The 14766-nt window shown below is 37.4% G+C and carries 14 protein-coding genes and 1 riboswitch; of the genes, 12 read left to right on the top strand and 2 right to left on the bottom strand.

All coding sequences use genetic code 11. The annotated features are described in order from the left end of the window. Positions 1 to 27: 27 nt before the first annotated feature. From AC5WOF_RS14515 to AC5WOF_RS14460, 12 genes are all read left to right on the top strand, one after another. The gene (locus AC5WOF_RS14515; protein ID WP_496050661.1) at positions 28 to 651 is read left to right on the top strand and encodes a LysE family translocator; all 624 of its coding nucleotides are present in this window, start codon (positions 28 to 30) and stop codon (positions 649 to 651) included. A gap of 366 nt (positions 652 to 1017) precedes the next feature. Next, the gene (locus tag AC5WOF_RS14510) at positions 1018 to 2004 is read left to right on the top strand and encodes an ATP-grasp domain-containing protein (protein WP_496050660.1); all 987 of its coding nucleotides are present in this window, start codon (positions 1018 to 1020) and stop codon (positions 2002 to 2004) included. A 310-nt stretch (positions 2005 to 2314) separates the two neighbouring features. Continuing rightward, positions 2315 to 2668, top strand: coding sequence for a DoxX family protein (locus tag AC5WOF_RS14505; protein ID WP_496050659.1), 354 nt, complete (start codon positions 2315 to 2317; stop codon positions 2666 to 2668). A 53-nt stretch (positions 2669 to 2721) separates the two neighbouring features. Next, a complete protein-coding gene (locus AC5WOF_RS14500; RefSeq protein ID WP_496050658.1) occupies positions 2722 to 3174 on the top strand; it encodes a MarR family winged helix-turn-helix transcriptional regulator in 453 nt (150 codons plus the stop codon). 421 nt (positions 3175 to 3595) lie between these two features. Next, the gene (locus AC5WOF_RS14495) at positions 3596 to 5425 is read left to right on the top strand and encodes an APC family permease (protein WP_496050657.1); all 1830 of its coding nucleotides are present in this window, start codon (positions 3596 to 3598) and stop codon (positions 5423 to 5425) included. Positions 5426 to 5771: 346 nt separating this feature from the next. Continuing rightward, positions 5772 to 5923, top strand: a riboswitch (cyclic di-AMP (ydaO/yuaA leader). Positions 5924 to 6198: 275 nt separating this feature from the next. Beyond that, complete coding sequence (gene kdpF, locus AC5WOF_RS14490; RefSeq protein WP_496050741.1) at positions 6199 to 6279, top strand: K(+)-transporting ATPase subunit F; 81 nt, start codon at positions 6199 to 6201, stop codon at positions 6277 to 6279. 30 nt (positions 6280 to 6309) lie between these two features. Further along, complete coding sequence (gene kdpA, locus AC5WOF_RS14485) at positions 6310 to 7995, top strand: potassium-transporting ATPase subunit KdpA (RefSeq protein WP_496050656.1); 1686 nt, start codon at positions 6310 to 6312, stop codon at positions 7993 to 7995. A 17-nt stretch (positions 7996 to 8012) separates the two neighbouring features. Further along, positions 8013 to 10049, top strand: coding sequence for a potassium-transporting ATPase subunit KdpB (gene kdpB, locus AC5WOF_RS14480; protein WP_496050655.1), 2037 nt, complete (start codon positions 8013 to 8015; stop codon positions 10047 to 10049). 16 nt (positions 10050 to 10065) lie between these two features. Next, positions 10066 to 10635: a potassium-transporting ATPase subunit KdpC gene (gene kdpC / locus AC5WOF_RS14475; protein ID WP_496050654.1), complete on the top strand. Its 570-nt coding sequence runs from the start codon at positions 10066 to 10068 to the stop codon at positions 10633 to 10635. A 14-nt stretch (positions 10636 to 10649) separates the two neighbouring features. Continuing rightward, positions 10650 to 11795: a KdpD-like non-kinase potassium sensor gene (kdpDN, locus tag AC5WOF_RS14470; RefSeq protein ID WP_496050653.1), complete on the top strand. Its 1146-nt coding sequence runs from the start codon at positions 10650 to 10652 to the stop codon at positions 11793 to 11795. A gap of 453 nt (positions 11796 to 12248) precedes the next feature. After that, positions 12249 to 12569 carry a PadR family transcriptional regulator gene (locus AC5WOF_RS14465; RefSeq protein ID WP_496050652.1) on the top strand — a complete coding sequence of 107 codons (321 nt, stop codon included), beginning with the start codon at positions 12249 to 12251 and terminating at the stop codon, positions 12567 to 12569. A 70-nt stretch (positions 12570 to 12639) separates the two neighbouring features. Further along, on the top strand, positions 12640 to 12981 hold the full coding sequence (locus AC5WOF_RS14460; RefSeq protein ID WP_496050651.1) for a DUF1048 domain-containing protein: 342 nt from the start codon (positions 12640 to 12642) through the stop codon (positions 12979 to 12981). 297 nt (positions 12982 to 13278) lie between these two features. Here the strand turns inward: AC5WOF_RS14460 and AC5WOF_RS14455 are convergent, their stop codons facing one another. Both AC5WOF_RS14455 and AC5WOF_RS14450 read right to left on the bottom strand, forming a co-directional pair. Continuing rightward, the gene (locus tag AC5WOF_RS14455) at positions 13279 to 13989 is read right to left on the bottom strand and encodes a B3/B4 domain-containing protein (RefSeq protein ID WP_496050740.1); all 711 of its coding nucleotides are present in this window, start codon (positions 13987 to 13989) and stop codon (positions 13279 to 13281) included. Between the two features lie 142 nt (positions 13990 to 14131). Beyond that, complete coding sequence (locus tag AC5WOF_RS14450; RefSeq protein ID WP_496050650.1) at positions 14132 to 14758, bottom strand: FMN-binding negative transcriptional regulator; 627 nt, start codon at positions 14756 to 14758, stop codon at positions 14132 to 14134. Positions 14759 to 14766 lie beyond the last annotated feature (8 nt).

Below are 14766 nucleotides of genomic sequence, written 5' to 3'. Positions count from 1 at the left end.
TATGTTAAATAAATTGGAGGGATAAACGTGGATTTTCTATCTGTAATATCTTTTCTAGGTGCAGCAATAGTTCTTACCCTTATGCCAGGACCAGATAACTTATTTACTTTGGCACAGAGTATAACAAAAGGAAAAAATGCAGGTATCTATACTACGCTTGGGCTTTGTACAGGAATATTAGTACATATTACAGCTGCGACTATCGGAATATCAGCAGTAATTTATCATTCAGCTTTAGCTTTCACCATAGTAAAATATGCAGGAGCAGCATACTTGTTATTCTTAGCATATAAGTCATTTAAAGAAAAAGGTTCAAGTTTAAACCTAGAAACCGAGGACTCTTTAGACTATAAATCTTTATACAAAAAAGGGGTCATAATGAACTTATTAAATCCAAAAGTTTCTTTGTTTTTCTTAGCCTTCTTCCCACAGTTTATTAACTATGAGAATGGTAATGTCTCCTTTCAAATGCTCGTCTATGGCTTTCTATTTCTAATCCAAGCTCTAGTAATTTTCACTTTAATAAGTTTTTTTGCTGGAAAAGTAGGTTATTTTCTACGTGAAAATCCGACATTTTCTAAAAAAATTAGCTTTATTCAAGGGTTTCTGTTCGTACTTATAGGATTAAAAATTGCCTTTAGCCAAAAATAATAGTTTATTTGTATCATGAGTAGGTTGGAGCTACTCATTTCTTTTGCAGTAATGGTACATGATTTAGAATCCATCATCGGAAAAGAGTTAGCAGAAGAGTTAACAGCAAGTTTATAGGATGTGATTGTTTTAGAGCGGACATTGGAGAGAATAATTTGAATTAATCAGGATTTTGCTATTTTTATAGGTGTTTTGTACGATAGAGGAAAAGACATAGCCACTTTCTCAATGGAGACTGCGCTGACTGATCCCCAGACGAATCAAACCAGACTTCAGATCAAGTGTCTCGTGCTCAGCCATGACGAGGTATTTCTGATCGCAATTCTGGACAATTGTAGGATTTTTAATCAGGAGTGAGAGATTTGTATGAGCCGAAATAACGTTCAAAATTTACATAATAAACTAATAATGGATAAGGCAAGAGAAATGGGAATAAAATGTGAGCAGTTAATACCAGATTGTGAAGACTTCTTAGAGTTATCTTATAAAAATAAAAAAATTATAATAAACAAGACAAGGTCGCACAAGCTACCATTTATGGCAGGGTTTATATCTAAAAATAAAGATGCTTCTAATCTTATCTTGAAAAGAGCTGGATTGCCTATACCAGATTATATATTGGTATCTAAAATAAGTGAAGAAGCAGTTGATTTTTTAAACAAATATAAAAAAGTAGTTGTAAAACCACTCGATACTAATCGTAGTATTGGAATTACACTAGGTATTGAAAACGAAGATGAACTCGATCATGCCATTAAGTTAGCAAGTTCTTATAGTGAAAAAATAATTATTCAAAGATATATTGAAGGCTATGATTATCGAGTATTAGTGATAGATGGAAAAGTAGTAGGTGTGTTAGAACATCAACCTGGATTTATTGAAGGCGATAGTTATTCAACGATAGAGCAGCTCATTGCTAAATTGAATGAAGATCCATTTCGACGCAGTAACACTGAAGAATTTAAACCATTAAAAAAGATAAATATCGAGTCAAATAACTTGCTCTTTCACTTAGAAAAACAGGGTAAAACGCTTAAAGATATCCCAGAAAAAGGAGAACAGGTATATTTATCTCTAAGTGGTAATGTTTTGAATGGAGGTGTAAGTATAGATCGCACTGACGATATTTGTACTGCTAACGCTAATATTGCAATAGAGGCAGCAAAAGCATTACGAATTGATATTGCAGGAGTTGATATTAGATGTCAGGATATAAGTGTTCCAATAAATAAAATATATGAAGGAATTCTTGAGATCAATGTTTTACCAGATATGATAGACCATGTACTTCCTTTTCAAGGGAAATCTAAGGATGTAATTCGAGCATACTTACAATATCTTTTTAAAGAGTAGAGTAACAAAAGACAAAATTCCTTAATATAAGGAATTTTGTCTTTCTATTTTGTTTGATCCCACATTTGACTACATAAGATTTACTCGCTCCATTTATCCGTTCTACTCATCTGAAGTTTTAGGATTGGTGGAAGTAATTATTGGAGAGAGCATCTGAAGGATAGTAGATAATACACAACAATCCAAAACCTAAATTGGGTTGTTTTTTTGTTGACATAACACATATCCTAATGTTAGGGTATATTTATCCTTATATTAGGATATGTTTTTTTAAGATAACTATCATTAGGATAAAAGGGAGAGATTATTAATGGGCATTTTATCCATTATTCTGCAAATTTTATTAGGATTAGGATTCCTAATGTTTGGATTTATGAAGTTCAGTTCCAAGCAAATGGCGGATGAATTTGAGCGTTATGGATATCCAAAAGGCTTTAGAATATTTACAGGTCTGGTCGAAGTTATTGCAGCAGTATTCGTTATCTCGGGTATTTGGAATGATAAATTAGCGGCATGGGGTGGTTTATTTATTGTTGGGACAATGCTTGGGGCAATTTTTACACATTTCAAAGTGAAAGATCCTGTTAGCAAAATGATGATGCCGATTGTTTTATTGATTCTTGGGTTAATTGTATTCCTTATCAATTTTGGGTCATTGCTTTAAGTTTATGAACATGAAGGAAGGATTAAAATGGAAATAGAATGGAGGCTGGGTGAATGCAAGATCAAAGTAATCTGGATTTGAGGTTGTTTCGTGTTTGGATGAAGGCTTCCAAAGCTGTTGCTGAAAATATCCGGAAAGATATTGAAAGTCATAACATTAGTGATGAAAATTTTATGATTCTTGAATTTCTTTATAGTAAAGGACCTCAGCCAGTCCAAAAAATTAGTGAGATACTTTTAATTCCTAGTGGGAGCATCACATATGTTGTCGATAAGTTAGAAAAAAAAGAGTTTGTAGAAAGACGGCCAAACCCCAATGACAGAAGGACTTCTAATGTCGTCCTGACAAAACAAGGAAGATTACTATTTGACGAGATTTTCCCCAAACACGTTGCAACCATTTCTCATAATTTATCCTTTATCTCAAATGATGAAAAAGAGCAGCTCATTGATTTATTAAAGAGAATTGGAATGGGTGCACAGAGTTTAGAGAATTTAAAAGACTAACAGGAGAAAGAAACAATTTGCATTAAAACCTTAAGAAAATAATTAAGAGGAATAATTAATGTTCCTACTAAAAAAAGCGCTGTAACCATTACATTTTATGGTTTGCAGCGTTTTGGATTTTCTAGGGTGCTGTGCAGGTTCTTCTTCCTTGAGCGTTTATTTCCTTTATTCATTAGTATGAATCCCCAATTTTATTTAATTAGTCTAAATAAATAGAATCTTAATAGTAACTTAATACAATTGGAGTTTTGAAATTGATAGAATTTTAATAAGGGAGAGGGGTTATTAAATACATTTATAAATTTTTTATATGTATCTCCTAGGTGATATTTTTATGTGGTGAGTTTGAGGAAACATGGTTGGAAATTTCTTGTGGAAGTTATTTGAATTTCATCATTATGATAAAGGGGAAATTACATTCATGTTTCGTAAATTGAAGCGAATTTTGATTGGAAGACCGATGAAATCCAATGAAGCTCAAAACGAAAGATTGAACAATGTAAAAGCCTTAGCCATTCTGTCCTCGGATGCATTATCTTCGGTTGCATATGGTCCAGAACAAATTCTTATCGTCTTGGCTACAGTTGGGTTCTTGGCATTTTGGTATTCTTTGCCTATTGCAGTAGGTGTACTTGTATTATTAACGGCTTTGGTTTTGTCCTATCGGCAAATTATCCATGCTTATCCCAATGGCGGAGGAGCTTATATGGTGTCCAAAGAAAATCTAGGGACACCTTTTGGTTTGATAGCTGGCGGATCATTATTAATTGATTACATTTTAACCGTTGCTGTGAGTGTCTCAGCGGGTACGGATGCCATTACTTCTGCTTTTCCTTTTCTTCATCCATATCAAATAACGATTGCTGTATGTCTCGTAGCTTTAATAACCTTGCTAAACTTAAGAGGTCTTACCGAATCTGCTTCTATTCTCGCATATCCAGTTTATGCCTTTGTCATTGCGCTTATCTTGCTTATTGGTGCTGGTGTCTATCAAATAGTAAGTGGCCAAGTGAATTTACAAGCCCAATCTTCAATTGGAACACCAGTGATGGGAGTTGGTTTGTTTCTTATATTAAAAGCTTTTTCCTCAGGTTGTTCAGCCCTTACTGGAGTAGAAGCGATTTCCAATGCGATACCAAATTTCAAAGATCCTACTTCCAAAAATGCAGCGTTCACGTTAGGGATTATGGGTGTTATTTTAGGAATACTTTTTTCAGGGATAGTTTTCTTGTCCTATTGGTATGGGATTGCTCCGATGGACAAAGAGACTGTTTTGTCCAAACTGAGTTCATCTATCTTTGGACGGGATATATTATATTATTTTATTCAGGCCACAACTGCCCTGATTTTGGTGTTAGCTGCAAATACAGGCTTCGCGGCATTTCCTTTACTTGCGTTTAATCTCGCTAGAGATAAATATATGCCAAAAGCATTTAAGGTAAGAGGGGATCGACTAGGGTACTCCAATGGAATTTTGACACTTGGGTTGGCATCTATTATCTTAATTATTCTTTTCAAAGGAAACACAGAAAACCTAATTCCCCTCTATGCAATCGGAGTGTTTATTCCATTTTCGTTGTCTCAAACGGGAATGGTTGTGAAGTGGATAAGATCCAAGCCGAAAGATTGGGTGATTAAGTTTTCTATAAATCTTATAGGAGCCTTGATCTGTTATTTGATTGTAATCATCTTTTTTATCACCAAGTTTGAACAAATTTGGATGAGTCTTATTTTTCTCCCTTTGTCCGTTTTTATTTTCTATCGAATACACCGCCATTATGATCGAGTAGCAGACCAGTTACAAATTAATTTGTCACTTAAATTAAGAGAAATCAACAGCGCTGACAACGTGGTTATTGTTCCAGTTGCGGATATAACGAAAGTAGTGAAACAATCGCTTGTTTATGCTAAATCAATTTCTAATCATGTAATAGCGGTGTATGTAGGCTCAAGTCAGGAGTCCATCAATACGCTGGAAAAGAATTGGGTTGAATGGGAGACAGATGTAGAGTTAGTAACGATTCATTCGCCTTACCGAACTGTCTTACTGCCGCTTACTCGATTTATTGATAAGGTGAAAAAGAAAGCAGACAAATCTCATTCACAAGTAACGGTGATGATGCCTCAATTTATAGCGAAAAAGTGGTGGCAAAGTTTCTTACATGGTCAAACAGGATTTCTTATCTTGGCAAATTTGCTTCGAGTAAAAAAAATTATCATTACTATTGTCCCTTATCAGCTGGAAGATTAAAAAATGAAACCAAATGGCTTAGGTGTCCTTGTGATCCTAAGTCATTTTCTATTTGGCTTAGATTTTTTTTCTTCATATATTGTATTTCAATATTACATCGCGCAAATCCCAAATAAAAAAATTTCCAACTCGATGCAGTTCCATTTCCCTGTGCTTCTTCCTATATAATATAATTTAATTACAAACAGTAAAAATTCAAAAACGAAAGCACGGAAGAGAGATCCCCTGTTTAAAGCGCTTACATCAGGTGAGACCATTCCTTTTTGCCAGTTTTATGTCTTAAATGCATGTTTACACTCCCATACCTCAGGAGTATGATTACTTCAATTTCATAAAAACAATCTTTTCCCTATAGTCGCTGAATCCTTAGGGAACGGGGGAACCACTAAGTGTTAATTGGGGTGAATCTCTTTTATCGTATATAAAACTTTAAAAGAGTAGGGTGACTCTCAGCATCCGAATCCGACAGCTAACCTCGTAAGCGTTCAGAGAGGAGGGTTATTTGTTGTGCCTAAAAACCAGCAGGATAACCATCTGTTGGTTTTTTGCGTTCAAAAAAAGCTCTTTCTTTATTTTTTGGTTGATTTTTGGTCCATTTGAAAAACCTATTAGAGTGATCTATTCGATTCCATTCCACTGGGAGAAATAATGCTTTTGATTAGGAGGGTGAACATGCTAGATATCACGATGATTTTATTATTGATCATAGGTTTTGCTCTATTGATTGGATTTACTCACTGGTGCAGCAAGATAGAAGATGGAGGGGAATCCTCATGATTTGGTTTATTGGTGCAGTTACTTTCCTTGTTTTTGTATATCTTATCTATGCTTTACTTTATCCTGAAAAATTTTAAGGGAAACAAGAATGATGGAGGTTTTGAAAAATGGGTAATGCTTTCCTACAGTTTCTCATTATAATCTTTTTACTCATTAACATCGCTATACCTTTAAGCAAATACCTTTACCTAGTTTTTGCAAAAGAAAAAACAAAGCTGGATAAGTTCTTTTTGCCATTTGAAAAAATTATTTATCGAATAGCTGGGATAAAAAATGTAGAAGAAACAAATTGGAAAAAATATGTGTTGACTTTGATTGTATCAAATATAGCTCTGCTCGGAATTTCCTATTTGATTTTGCGATTTCAGCAGTTTTTACCGCTGAATCCAGCCAAGATTGGCAATATGGAGCAAACCCTTACTTTTAATACGGTTATAAGTTTTATGACCAATACTAACTTACAAGATTATAGCGGAGAGACAGGACTTTCTATTTTATCGCAGATGATTTTCGTCACGATGATGATGTTTACCTCAGCGGCAACTGGTTTGGCTGTTGGGATTGCCATTATGCGTGCCTTATCTACCAAAGGGAAGTTGATTGGAAACTTTTATCAAGACTTTGTTCGGGCAAATGTACGGGTGCTTTTACCACTATCGGTAATTGTAACCTTGCTCTTAGTGGCTCTTGGAGTTCCACAAACATTAGATGCTAGCACAACAGTTACGACATTAGCAGGAAAAGTACAAAACATCGCTTTAGGTCCCGTTGCGTCTCTGGAATCAATCAAACATATTGGAACCAATGGTGGCGGTTTTTTTGGAGTAAACTCTGCACATCCTTTTGAAAATCCCAATGCACTTACTAATGTAATTGAGATCTTATCGATGTGGGTTGTTTCGGCAGCACTCCCACTGATGTATGGTCGTATGGTAAAAAACAAAAAACAAGGCAGAGTTATTTTTGGGACAATGTTTGCTATTTTCATTGTGATGTTAGGAATAGCTTATCAAGCGGAACAAGCAGGAAATCCTGCACTTAACAAATTGGGGTTTTCTCATACAGAAGGCAGTATGGAAGGAAAAGAAGTACGGTTTGGGATTGCTCAAACTAGCTTGTTTACTGCTGTAACGACTGCTGCTACGACAGGTACAGTAAATAACATGCATGATACTTTGACTCCAATCGGAGGATTAGTTCCTCTCTCGTTAATGATGTTAAATAACGTATTTGGCGGGAAAGGGATTGGTTTTGTCAACATGCTGATGTATGCGATTCTTGCGGTTTTCTTAGCTGGACTCATGGTAGGGAGAACACCAGAATTTTTAGGACGAAAAATTGAACCAAAAGAGATGAAGCTCATTGTTATTGCACTTCTGATTCATCCCTTATTGATCTTGGGCCCATCGGCTATTGCATTTCTGACTCATCTTGGAACAGACGCCATTAGCAATCCCGGTTTTCATGGAATTACACAGGTTATTTATCAATATACATCATCTGCCGCGAATAACGGTTCTGGATTTGAAGGATTAGGAGACAATACGCCTTTTTGGAATATCTCCGCTGGGATTGTGATGTTACTTGGTCGATATCTATCTATCATTGCCATGTTAGCGGTTGCTAGTTCGTTGATGAAAAAGCAGCCTGTGCCAGAAACGATTGGTACTTTTCGTACAGACAATGTGACTTTTGGAGTGATTTTAACCGGAACGGTATTGATTGTCGGAGCACTGACCTTTTTTCCAGTACTCGTATTAGGACCAATTGCAGAGTTCTTAACAATCCGATAGAAAGGGAGAGAACAATGATGGCAACCCAAACAAAAAAACAATCTCTGTTTCAAGGCTCTATTATCAGACAAGCACTCGTGGACAGTGTGAAAAAATTACATCCATTGATCATGATGCGGAACCCTGTGATGTTTGTGGTAGAAATCGGGACTGTTATTACCTTGCTCATGATTTTAATGCCTGCTTTTTTTGGTGTGCAACATCAACTTGGTTATACCATCGCTGTATTTTTCATTTTGTTATTCACGACCCTATTTGCCAACTTTGCTGAAGCGCTTGCAGAAGGACGTGGAAAAGCACAGGCAGATTCTTTGAAAAAGACCAAGTCAGATACCATTGCTAAGCGGTTGAATAGCAAAGGGGAGATCGAACAAGTTTCCTCAACTGATTTACGCAAAGGAGATGTGGTTTTAGTAGAAACAGGGGATTTGATTCCAGGAGACGGGGAGATCATCGAGGGATTAGCTTCTATCGACGAATCGGCAATTACCGGTGAATCTGCACCTGTTATCAAAGAAGCGGGAGGAGATTTTAGTTCTGTAACAGGTGGAACGAAAGTCGTGAGTGACTCCATTCAAGTAAAAATCACTGCTGATCCTGGTGAATCTTTCTTAGATAAAATGATCACCTTGGTGGAAGGGGCATCTAGGCAAAAAACCCCCAATGAACTAGCCTTAAACACCTTGCTCATTACCTTAACACTCATTTTCTTGATGGTGGTGGTTACCCTTTTACCGATTGCAGGTTATGTCAATGTGAAGTTACAAATTGCCACGTTAATTGCTTTATTGGTTTGTTTAATCCCAACAACCATTGGAGGTTTGCTATCCGCGATAGGTATAGCAGGAATGGATCGGGTGACTCGGTTTAATGTATTGGCGATGTCGGGAAAGGCGGTCGAAGCAGCAGGGGACATCAATACGATGATATTGGATAAAACAGGGACGATCACTTTTGGAAATCGGATGGCAGCACAGTTTATCCCAGTGGGGACAGCAACCGAAGCAGAAGCGAGGGAAGGCGCTGTACTTGCTTCTTTAAAAGATGAGACTCCAGAAGGGCGTTCGGTCTTGGAACTTGCTAAAGAACAAGGTTTAATAGTAGATCCAGCCCCCTATGAGCAAGCGACTTTTATTTCTTTTGCTGCGGAAACAAGAATCAGCGGTATGGATGGAAGTGGGATTTCTTATCGCAAAGGTGCTGTAGATGCGGTTCAAAAACTTGTACAGGAGCAGGGTGGACAGGTTCCAAATGATTTAAAAGCAAAAAGTGATGAGATTGCAGGAAAGGGTGGTACTCCTCTTGCGGTTTCCATTGGAAACAAAATCGTAGGTCTTATCTACTTAAAAGATACCGTAAAACCTGGGATGCAAGAGCGATTTGCGGAACTGAGGAAAATGGGAATCAAAACCATTATGTGTACAGGGGATAATCCTTTAACAGCAGCTACCATTGCTAAAGAAGCGGGAGTAGATGATTTTATAGCCGAAAGTAAACCAGAAGACAAAATCCGAGTAATTCGTGAAGAGCAAGCCCAAGGGAAACTCGTTGCTATGACTGGCGATGGTACAAATGATGCTCCTGCACTTGCTCAAGCAGATGTTGGATTAGCCATGAATAGTGGAACCATTGCTGCGAAAGAAGCTGCAAATATGGTTGATCTCGATTCTGATCCAACGAAGATTATAGAAGTCGTATCGATTGGGAAACAATTGTTGATGACTCGTGGAGCATTGACGACATTTAGTATTGCGAATGATATTGCGAAATACTTTGCGATTTTACCAGCGATGTTTATGGTAACCATTCCGCAAATGAGTGCTCTAAACTTTATGCATCTTGCATCACCAACCAGTGCTATTTTATCGGCATTGATCTTTAATGCGATCATTATTCCGATATTGATCCCGCTTGCCATGAAGGGAATCGCCTATAAACCAATGCCCGCTGTCCAGCTATTACGGCGTAATTTGCTAATCTATGGACTTGGTGGTGTAATTGCCCCATTTGTTGGGATTAAGCTGATTGACCTGTTAATCGGGTTATTTCTCTAAAGGAGGAACAGGTAAGATGAAAGCAATTCGTTTAGCAATAGTGATGATTGTATTGTTTGGACTTGGTTATCCCCTTGTCATGACGGGAATCTCCCAAGTTCTTTTCCCAAAGCAGGCAAATGGAAGTATCGTGTACAATAACCATCACCAAGCGATTGGCTCTGATTTAATAGGACAATCTTTTGCAGATCCAAAGTATTTTCATGGACGTGTTTCTTCCATCCACTATGATGCAGCTGCTTCCGGAACACCAAACTATGCACCATCTAATCAAGAGATGATCAAACGGACAGAGCAAGCAGCAAAAGAATGGTTAGCAAAAAATCCGGGCAAATCTATTGCTGATATCCCACTGGATCTCATCACAAATTCAGGCTCTGGTCTTGATCCCGATATCAGCCCTGCTGCTGCCCGATTTCAAATTCCTGCTGTGTCAAAAGCAACAGGAATAACAACACAGCAATTGGAGCAGTTAGTGAAGAAACATATAGAAGGTAGAATGCTTGGAATTTTTGGTGACCCGCATGTCAATGTATTAGCATTAAACATGGATTTGCAAAAATGGATGCCATCTCAGGCAAAATAAAGGGTTTGGAAAAGATGAGCAGTTTACAAAGTGAGACCAATTATAAACGATTAAGTCCAGGAGAGATTATAGCAAAGATCGAAAAAATGCAAAGAGGCCGTCTGAAAATATACATTGGGGCGGCCCCAGGTGTTGGAAAAACCTTTCATATGCTGCGAGATGCCCACGATTTAAAAGAGAAAGGCATCGATGTTGTAGTTGGACTAATTGAAACACATGGGCGGGAAACAACTGCGGCTGAAATCAAAGATTTAGAGATCATCCCAAAGATAATGATCCATTACAAAGGCAAAGAACTCCAAGATTTAGATGTAGAAGGTATACTACAACGAAATCCAGAAGTAGTAATTGTCGATGAACTTGCTCATAACAATGTCCCTGGTTCTAAAAACAAGAAGCGCTATGAAGATATTGGAGAGATATTAAAAGCCGGGATTCATGTATGGACCGCAGTAAACATCCAACATCTTGAGAGTGTTCGCGATATTGTGGAACGCATTACAGGGATTCAAGTAAACGAACGAGTTCCAGATGCCATGTTACGAGAAGCGGATGAGGTAGAAGTCATCGATGTAAGCCCAGAGACTCTTCGTGACCGCATTCAGGAAGGGAAAGTATACAGCAAAGATAAGATTGAGCGAGCCTTAAACCAGTTTTTTCGTCGAGGAAATTTAGTCGCCTTACGGGAGTTAGCGTTGCGAGAAGTAGCAGATGATATTGATATGAGGCTGGAAAAAGAACGGACAGAACTTGGGATTGAGCAACCGACCGGAGCACACGAGAAAATACTTGTCTGTATCCACTATGGACCAAATGCGGAAAAATTGATTCGTCGAGGATGGAGAATTGCGGATCGCTTAAATGCGGAGATATCCATTCTACACATTCATCCACGTAATATGAACGACGGGCAGAAAAAAGAATTAGAGAAGATGAAAAAATTAGCAGAACAATTTGAAGCGGCCTTTATTCTGCAAGAAGCAAAGTCGAGAAAAGTAGCGGAACAGATTGTAGAAGTGTGTGAGGAATATCAAATTACTCAAATCATCATGGGGATGTCTGCTCGCACTCGGTGGGATGAGATTTGGAAAGGTTCGATTATTAATGTGATTATGCAACGTTTGCAATATGTAGATGTATTAATTGTATCGGATAGGTGATCATTTTTGTAACGAACAATAAATGAATACTCCCACCACCCTAGAAGTGGGAGTTCACTTGTATTAATTAGATAGATTTGAAAAGAAGTGAGAATCAAAACATTACCTTCAAGTGTGACAGAGGAATTAAAAATCGAGTTGAAACGGATTTCAACCTGACTCGAATCGTATTGTTTCGATTGTCCTGATTTCTGTAATTCATCGTGTTATTCATAATATGATTTCTTTTGTAAAAAAACTTAGGAACAGAAGTACTTAGTAGGGTGCAAAAATATTTTAAGGAAAAAAGTTGACATCTTCTGCTACTTGGTGTTACTATGTACGTGTAATGAGTAATACTTAATAGCGTGATTTTCCAAATGCTATTAGGCAAAAATGCCCCTTGGTACTACGTTATACTGAAAGTAAGTCAGGTAATATAGAGGAGGGACGAAATAAAGGAGGCTCAAGAACATGGAAAATTTAACTGAAATGCTGAAGGGTTCGCTGGAAGGCTGCGTACTGGAACTCATCAGCCGTCATGAAACCTATGGCTATGAGATTACCCACCGACTGAATGTGTTAGGGTTTACCGAAGTCGTGGAAGGAACGGTTTACACCATCCTCATGAGATTAGAAAAGAAAAAACTTGTGAACATAGAAAAGAAACCGTCCGATATGGGGCCGCCACGCAAGTTTTACTCACTTAATGAGGCTGGCCGCAAGGAACTTGAATTGTTTTGGAAGAAATGGGATTTTGTTTCATCGAAAATCAACGCCTTGAAGTCTATCTAGCTTATAAGATATTTCGTCCGATATTTTTGTAGTGTCTTGTTCAGCTTTATAAATAAGGAGGAAAAATCGCATGATGGAAATATTCAAAAAAATGATTAGTGATAAAAAAGAGTATAAGATGATGATGGCACGAGTTGAGGCCTTGCCAGAGGACTACCAGTTTGTATTTAAGAAAATTCAAAACTACATGTGGAATTTCTCGGCGGGCAGCGGGATGGATATGCTGCGCATTCAGTATGAATTAATCGAGTTGTTCGAAGCAGGTGCGGCGGATGGCAGACAAGTGCTGGAAATCACCGGGGACGACGTGGCGTCCTTTGCCGATGAACTAGTGACAAACGCTAAAACCTATGTCGCCAAGTATCGGGAAGATTTGAATCAGAGTATCAGGAAGCGATTGGGAAAAAAATAAATTCAATAGATAATACCGACTGATTAGCTGGATACAAACGTGAATTGCTGCATTCGCTATTCAGTTATATTTTCAACCTAGTAATAAGTGATACAGATTATTAGTAAGACTTATTAGAGGATATAGGCAATCTATAAAAGCGTTGCCATTTAGTTGAGGATATGTAAATAGAGAGCGAGCCCCATACCAGGAGCTCGCTTGTTCGGGTAAAATCCCCCAGTTCGTCGATATCTTCGACGACAAGGGAAGAGGGGTATACCATTTCCAGAACAAAGACCATCTATAAATGCAATTTGACTAACCGAAGATGGTAATTTCCCGATTATTCCTATCTAACACATCGATCTTCACAATACCACCAAGATGATGTGAAACTAACTCAGACAATTCTTTAAGTGCCAAATGAAACTCATCGTTTCTTGTTTCATCTATCAATTCAACACAGAGGAATGCATTTTTTGTATTCTCTGTTAGCATCGTTCTCTGAGCTTCACGCCAATTCCAGCATCTGCATATTGCACCTTCATCATCCTTATAAACAATTTCACTTTCATATGGAGGTGCATTTTCATCATTTCCTAATGGGATAAATGGTTCGTTTCCATTTGCTTGCGTTAGCCGAATATCACCTGCAAAATTGTCGATATCTTCTCCACCACATGGAAGCGCATAGCGCAATGAAATGGAATTATAGATATCAACAAGCGGGTTTATTGTTCCGATATGGTTGCCTTTTTTCACTCTTTTTAATAAAGCTTCAATGGAAGACCTCGCGCCTTTTTTAGTCTTGAATTTCTGAAAAGCTTCTCGCCAAACAGATATGACTGAATTCCTACTGAATTCCTCCTGATTGAGAAATTTATGTGTTTCTTTCTCTGCCTCTTGCAGCATCTTCTCGTAAGTTTCAATGTCCTGTATTGAGTTATCAATTCCCTGACAAATAACAGTTCCTATTTTTGCACAAGGGAATAACGACCAAAAATCTTCTTCAATGATAAATCTAGGCATCAAAATATCTCTCCATTTCATTTTCTAACGATTATGTTTTAGAGGGGCTCGCAAAAGCGGAAAATACTCCTAAAACAATAAAGAATGTAACTTTGAACTCTTTTTACAAACCATACTTGTTGTTTAGAAGGATAAAAAAACTCTAATCATTTTTTTCCCAACTTTTCTTCATTGCATCTGCCAACTGATGTGAATTCACATCATTCTCTTCATATAGTTTGCGAACAATATTATTTTTGTTCTCTTCATCGCGATTTTGACTTAACTTATATGCTGCTTGAGCCTCTTGCACTTTGATTTTAAAACCGATAATTCCCTTTAATTCAGTCTCTAACAAATCAGAAGAAAGTTTATCCCATAAGATCGGGTTTTCACGATGCCCTTCATATTTATATAACAGTTTGCTAAGTCCGTCTATTAACTCTTCTTTTGTTACTATTTCTGCTTTTCCATAGATATGGACAGCTTGATAATTCCATGTAGGAACATTTTCGTGGTTGTAACAAGAAGAGGATATATAAGCATGAGGTCCTTGAAACATAACCAAAACTTCTTCTGATTCTTTAAATGTTCTCCATTGAGGATTTCCATAAGCCATATGCCCTGTAATATGGTAATGACCATCAACATTCTTTTCTAGATATAAAGGTAAGTGAGTAGCGATTGGCCTGTTTTTCTTTGTTGTAACAAGTGTTCCAAATGAATTTTTCGAAATAAATTCCTCTATTTCATCAATGGAAGTCACTTTAAAATACTTAGGAATATACATGATTAAAC

It is taken from the genome of Shimazuella sp. NTD250 (assembly GCF_059510375.1).
The sequence above is the reverse complement of the archived record's forward strand: the minus strand, read 5'-3'. Positions and strand labels throughout refer to the sequence as shown.

Bases quoted from the DNA above. Each gene is read 5' to 3' on its own strand.
- AC5WOF_RS14500 (WP_496050658.1), top strand. From the start codon at position 2,722: ATGCAAGATCAAAGTAATCTGGATTTGAGGTTGTTTCGTGTTTGGATG.
- AC5WOF_RS14510 (WP_496050660.1), top strand. From the start codon at position 1,018: ATGAGCCGAAATAACGTTCAAAATTTACATAATAAACTAATAATGGAT.
- kdpB (WP_496050655.1), top strand. From the start codon at position 8,013: ATGGCAACCCAAACAAAAAAACAATCTCTGTTTCAAGGCTCTATTATC.
- AC5WOF_RS14465 (WP_496050652.1), top strand. From the start codon at position 12,249: ATGGAAAATTTAACTGAAATGCTGAAGGGTTCGCTGGAAGGCTGCGTA.
- kdpA (WP_496050656.1), top strand. From the start codon at position 6,310: ATGGGTAATGCTTTCCTACAGTTTCTCATTATAATCTTTTTACTCATT.
- kdpF (WP_496050741.1), top strand. From the start codon at position 6,199: ATGATTTGGTTTATTGGTGCAGTTACTTTCCTTGTTTTTGTATATCTT.
- AC5WOF_RS14455 (WP_496050740.1), bottom strand. From the start codon at position 13,989: ATGCCTAGATTTATCATTGAAGAAGATTTTTGGTCGTTATTCCCTTGT.
- kdpDN (WP_496050653.1), top strand. From the start codon at position 10,650: ATGAGCAGTTTACAAAGTGAGACCAATTATAAACGATTAAGTCCAGGA.
- AC5WOF_RS14505 (WP_496050659.1), top strand. From the start codon at position 2,315: ATGGGCATTTTATCCATTATTCTGCAAATTTTATTAGGATTAGGATTC.
- AC5WOF_RS14450 (WP_496050650.1), bottom strand. From the start codon at position 14,758: ATGTATATTCCTAAGTATTTTAAAGTGACTTCCATTGATGAAATAGAG.
- AC5WOF_RS14495 (WP_496050657.1), top strand. From the start codon at position 3,596: ATGTTTCGTAAATTGAAGCGAATTTTGATTGGAAGACCGATGAAATCC.
- AC5WOF_RS14460 (WP_496050651.1), top strand. From the start codon at position 12,640: ATGATGGAAATATTCAAAAAAATGATTAGTGATAAAAAAGAGTATAAG.
- kdpC (WP_496050654.1), top strand. From the start codon at position 10,066: ATGAAAGCAATTCGTTTAGCAATAGTGATGATTGTATTGTTTGGACTT.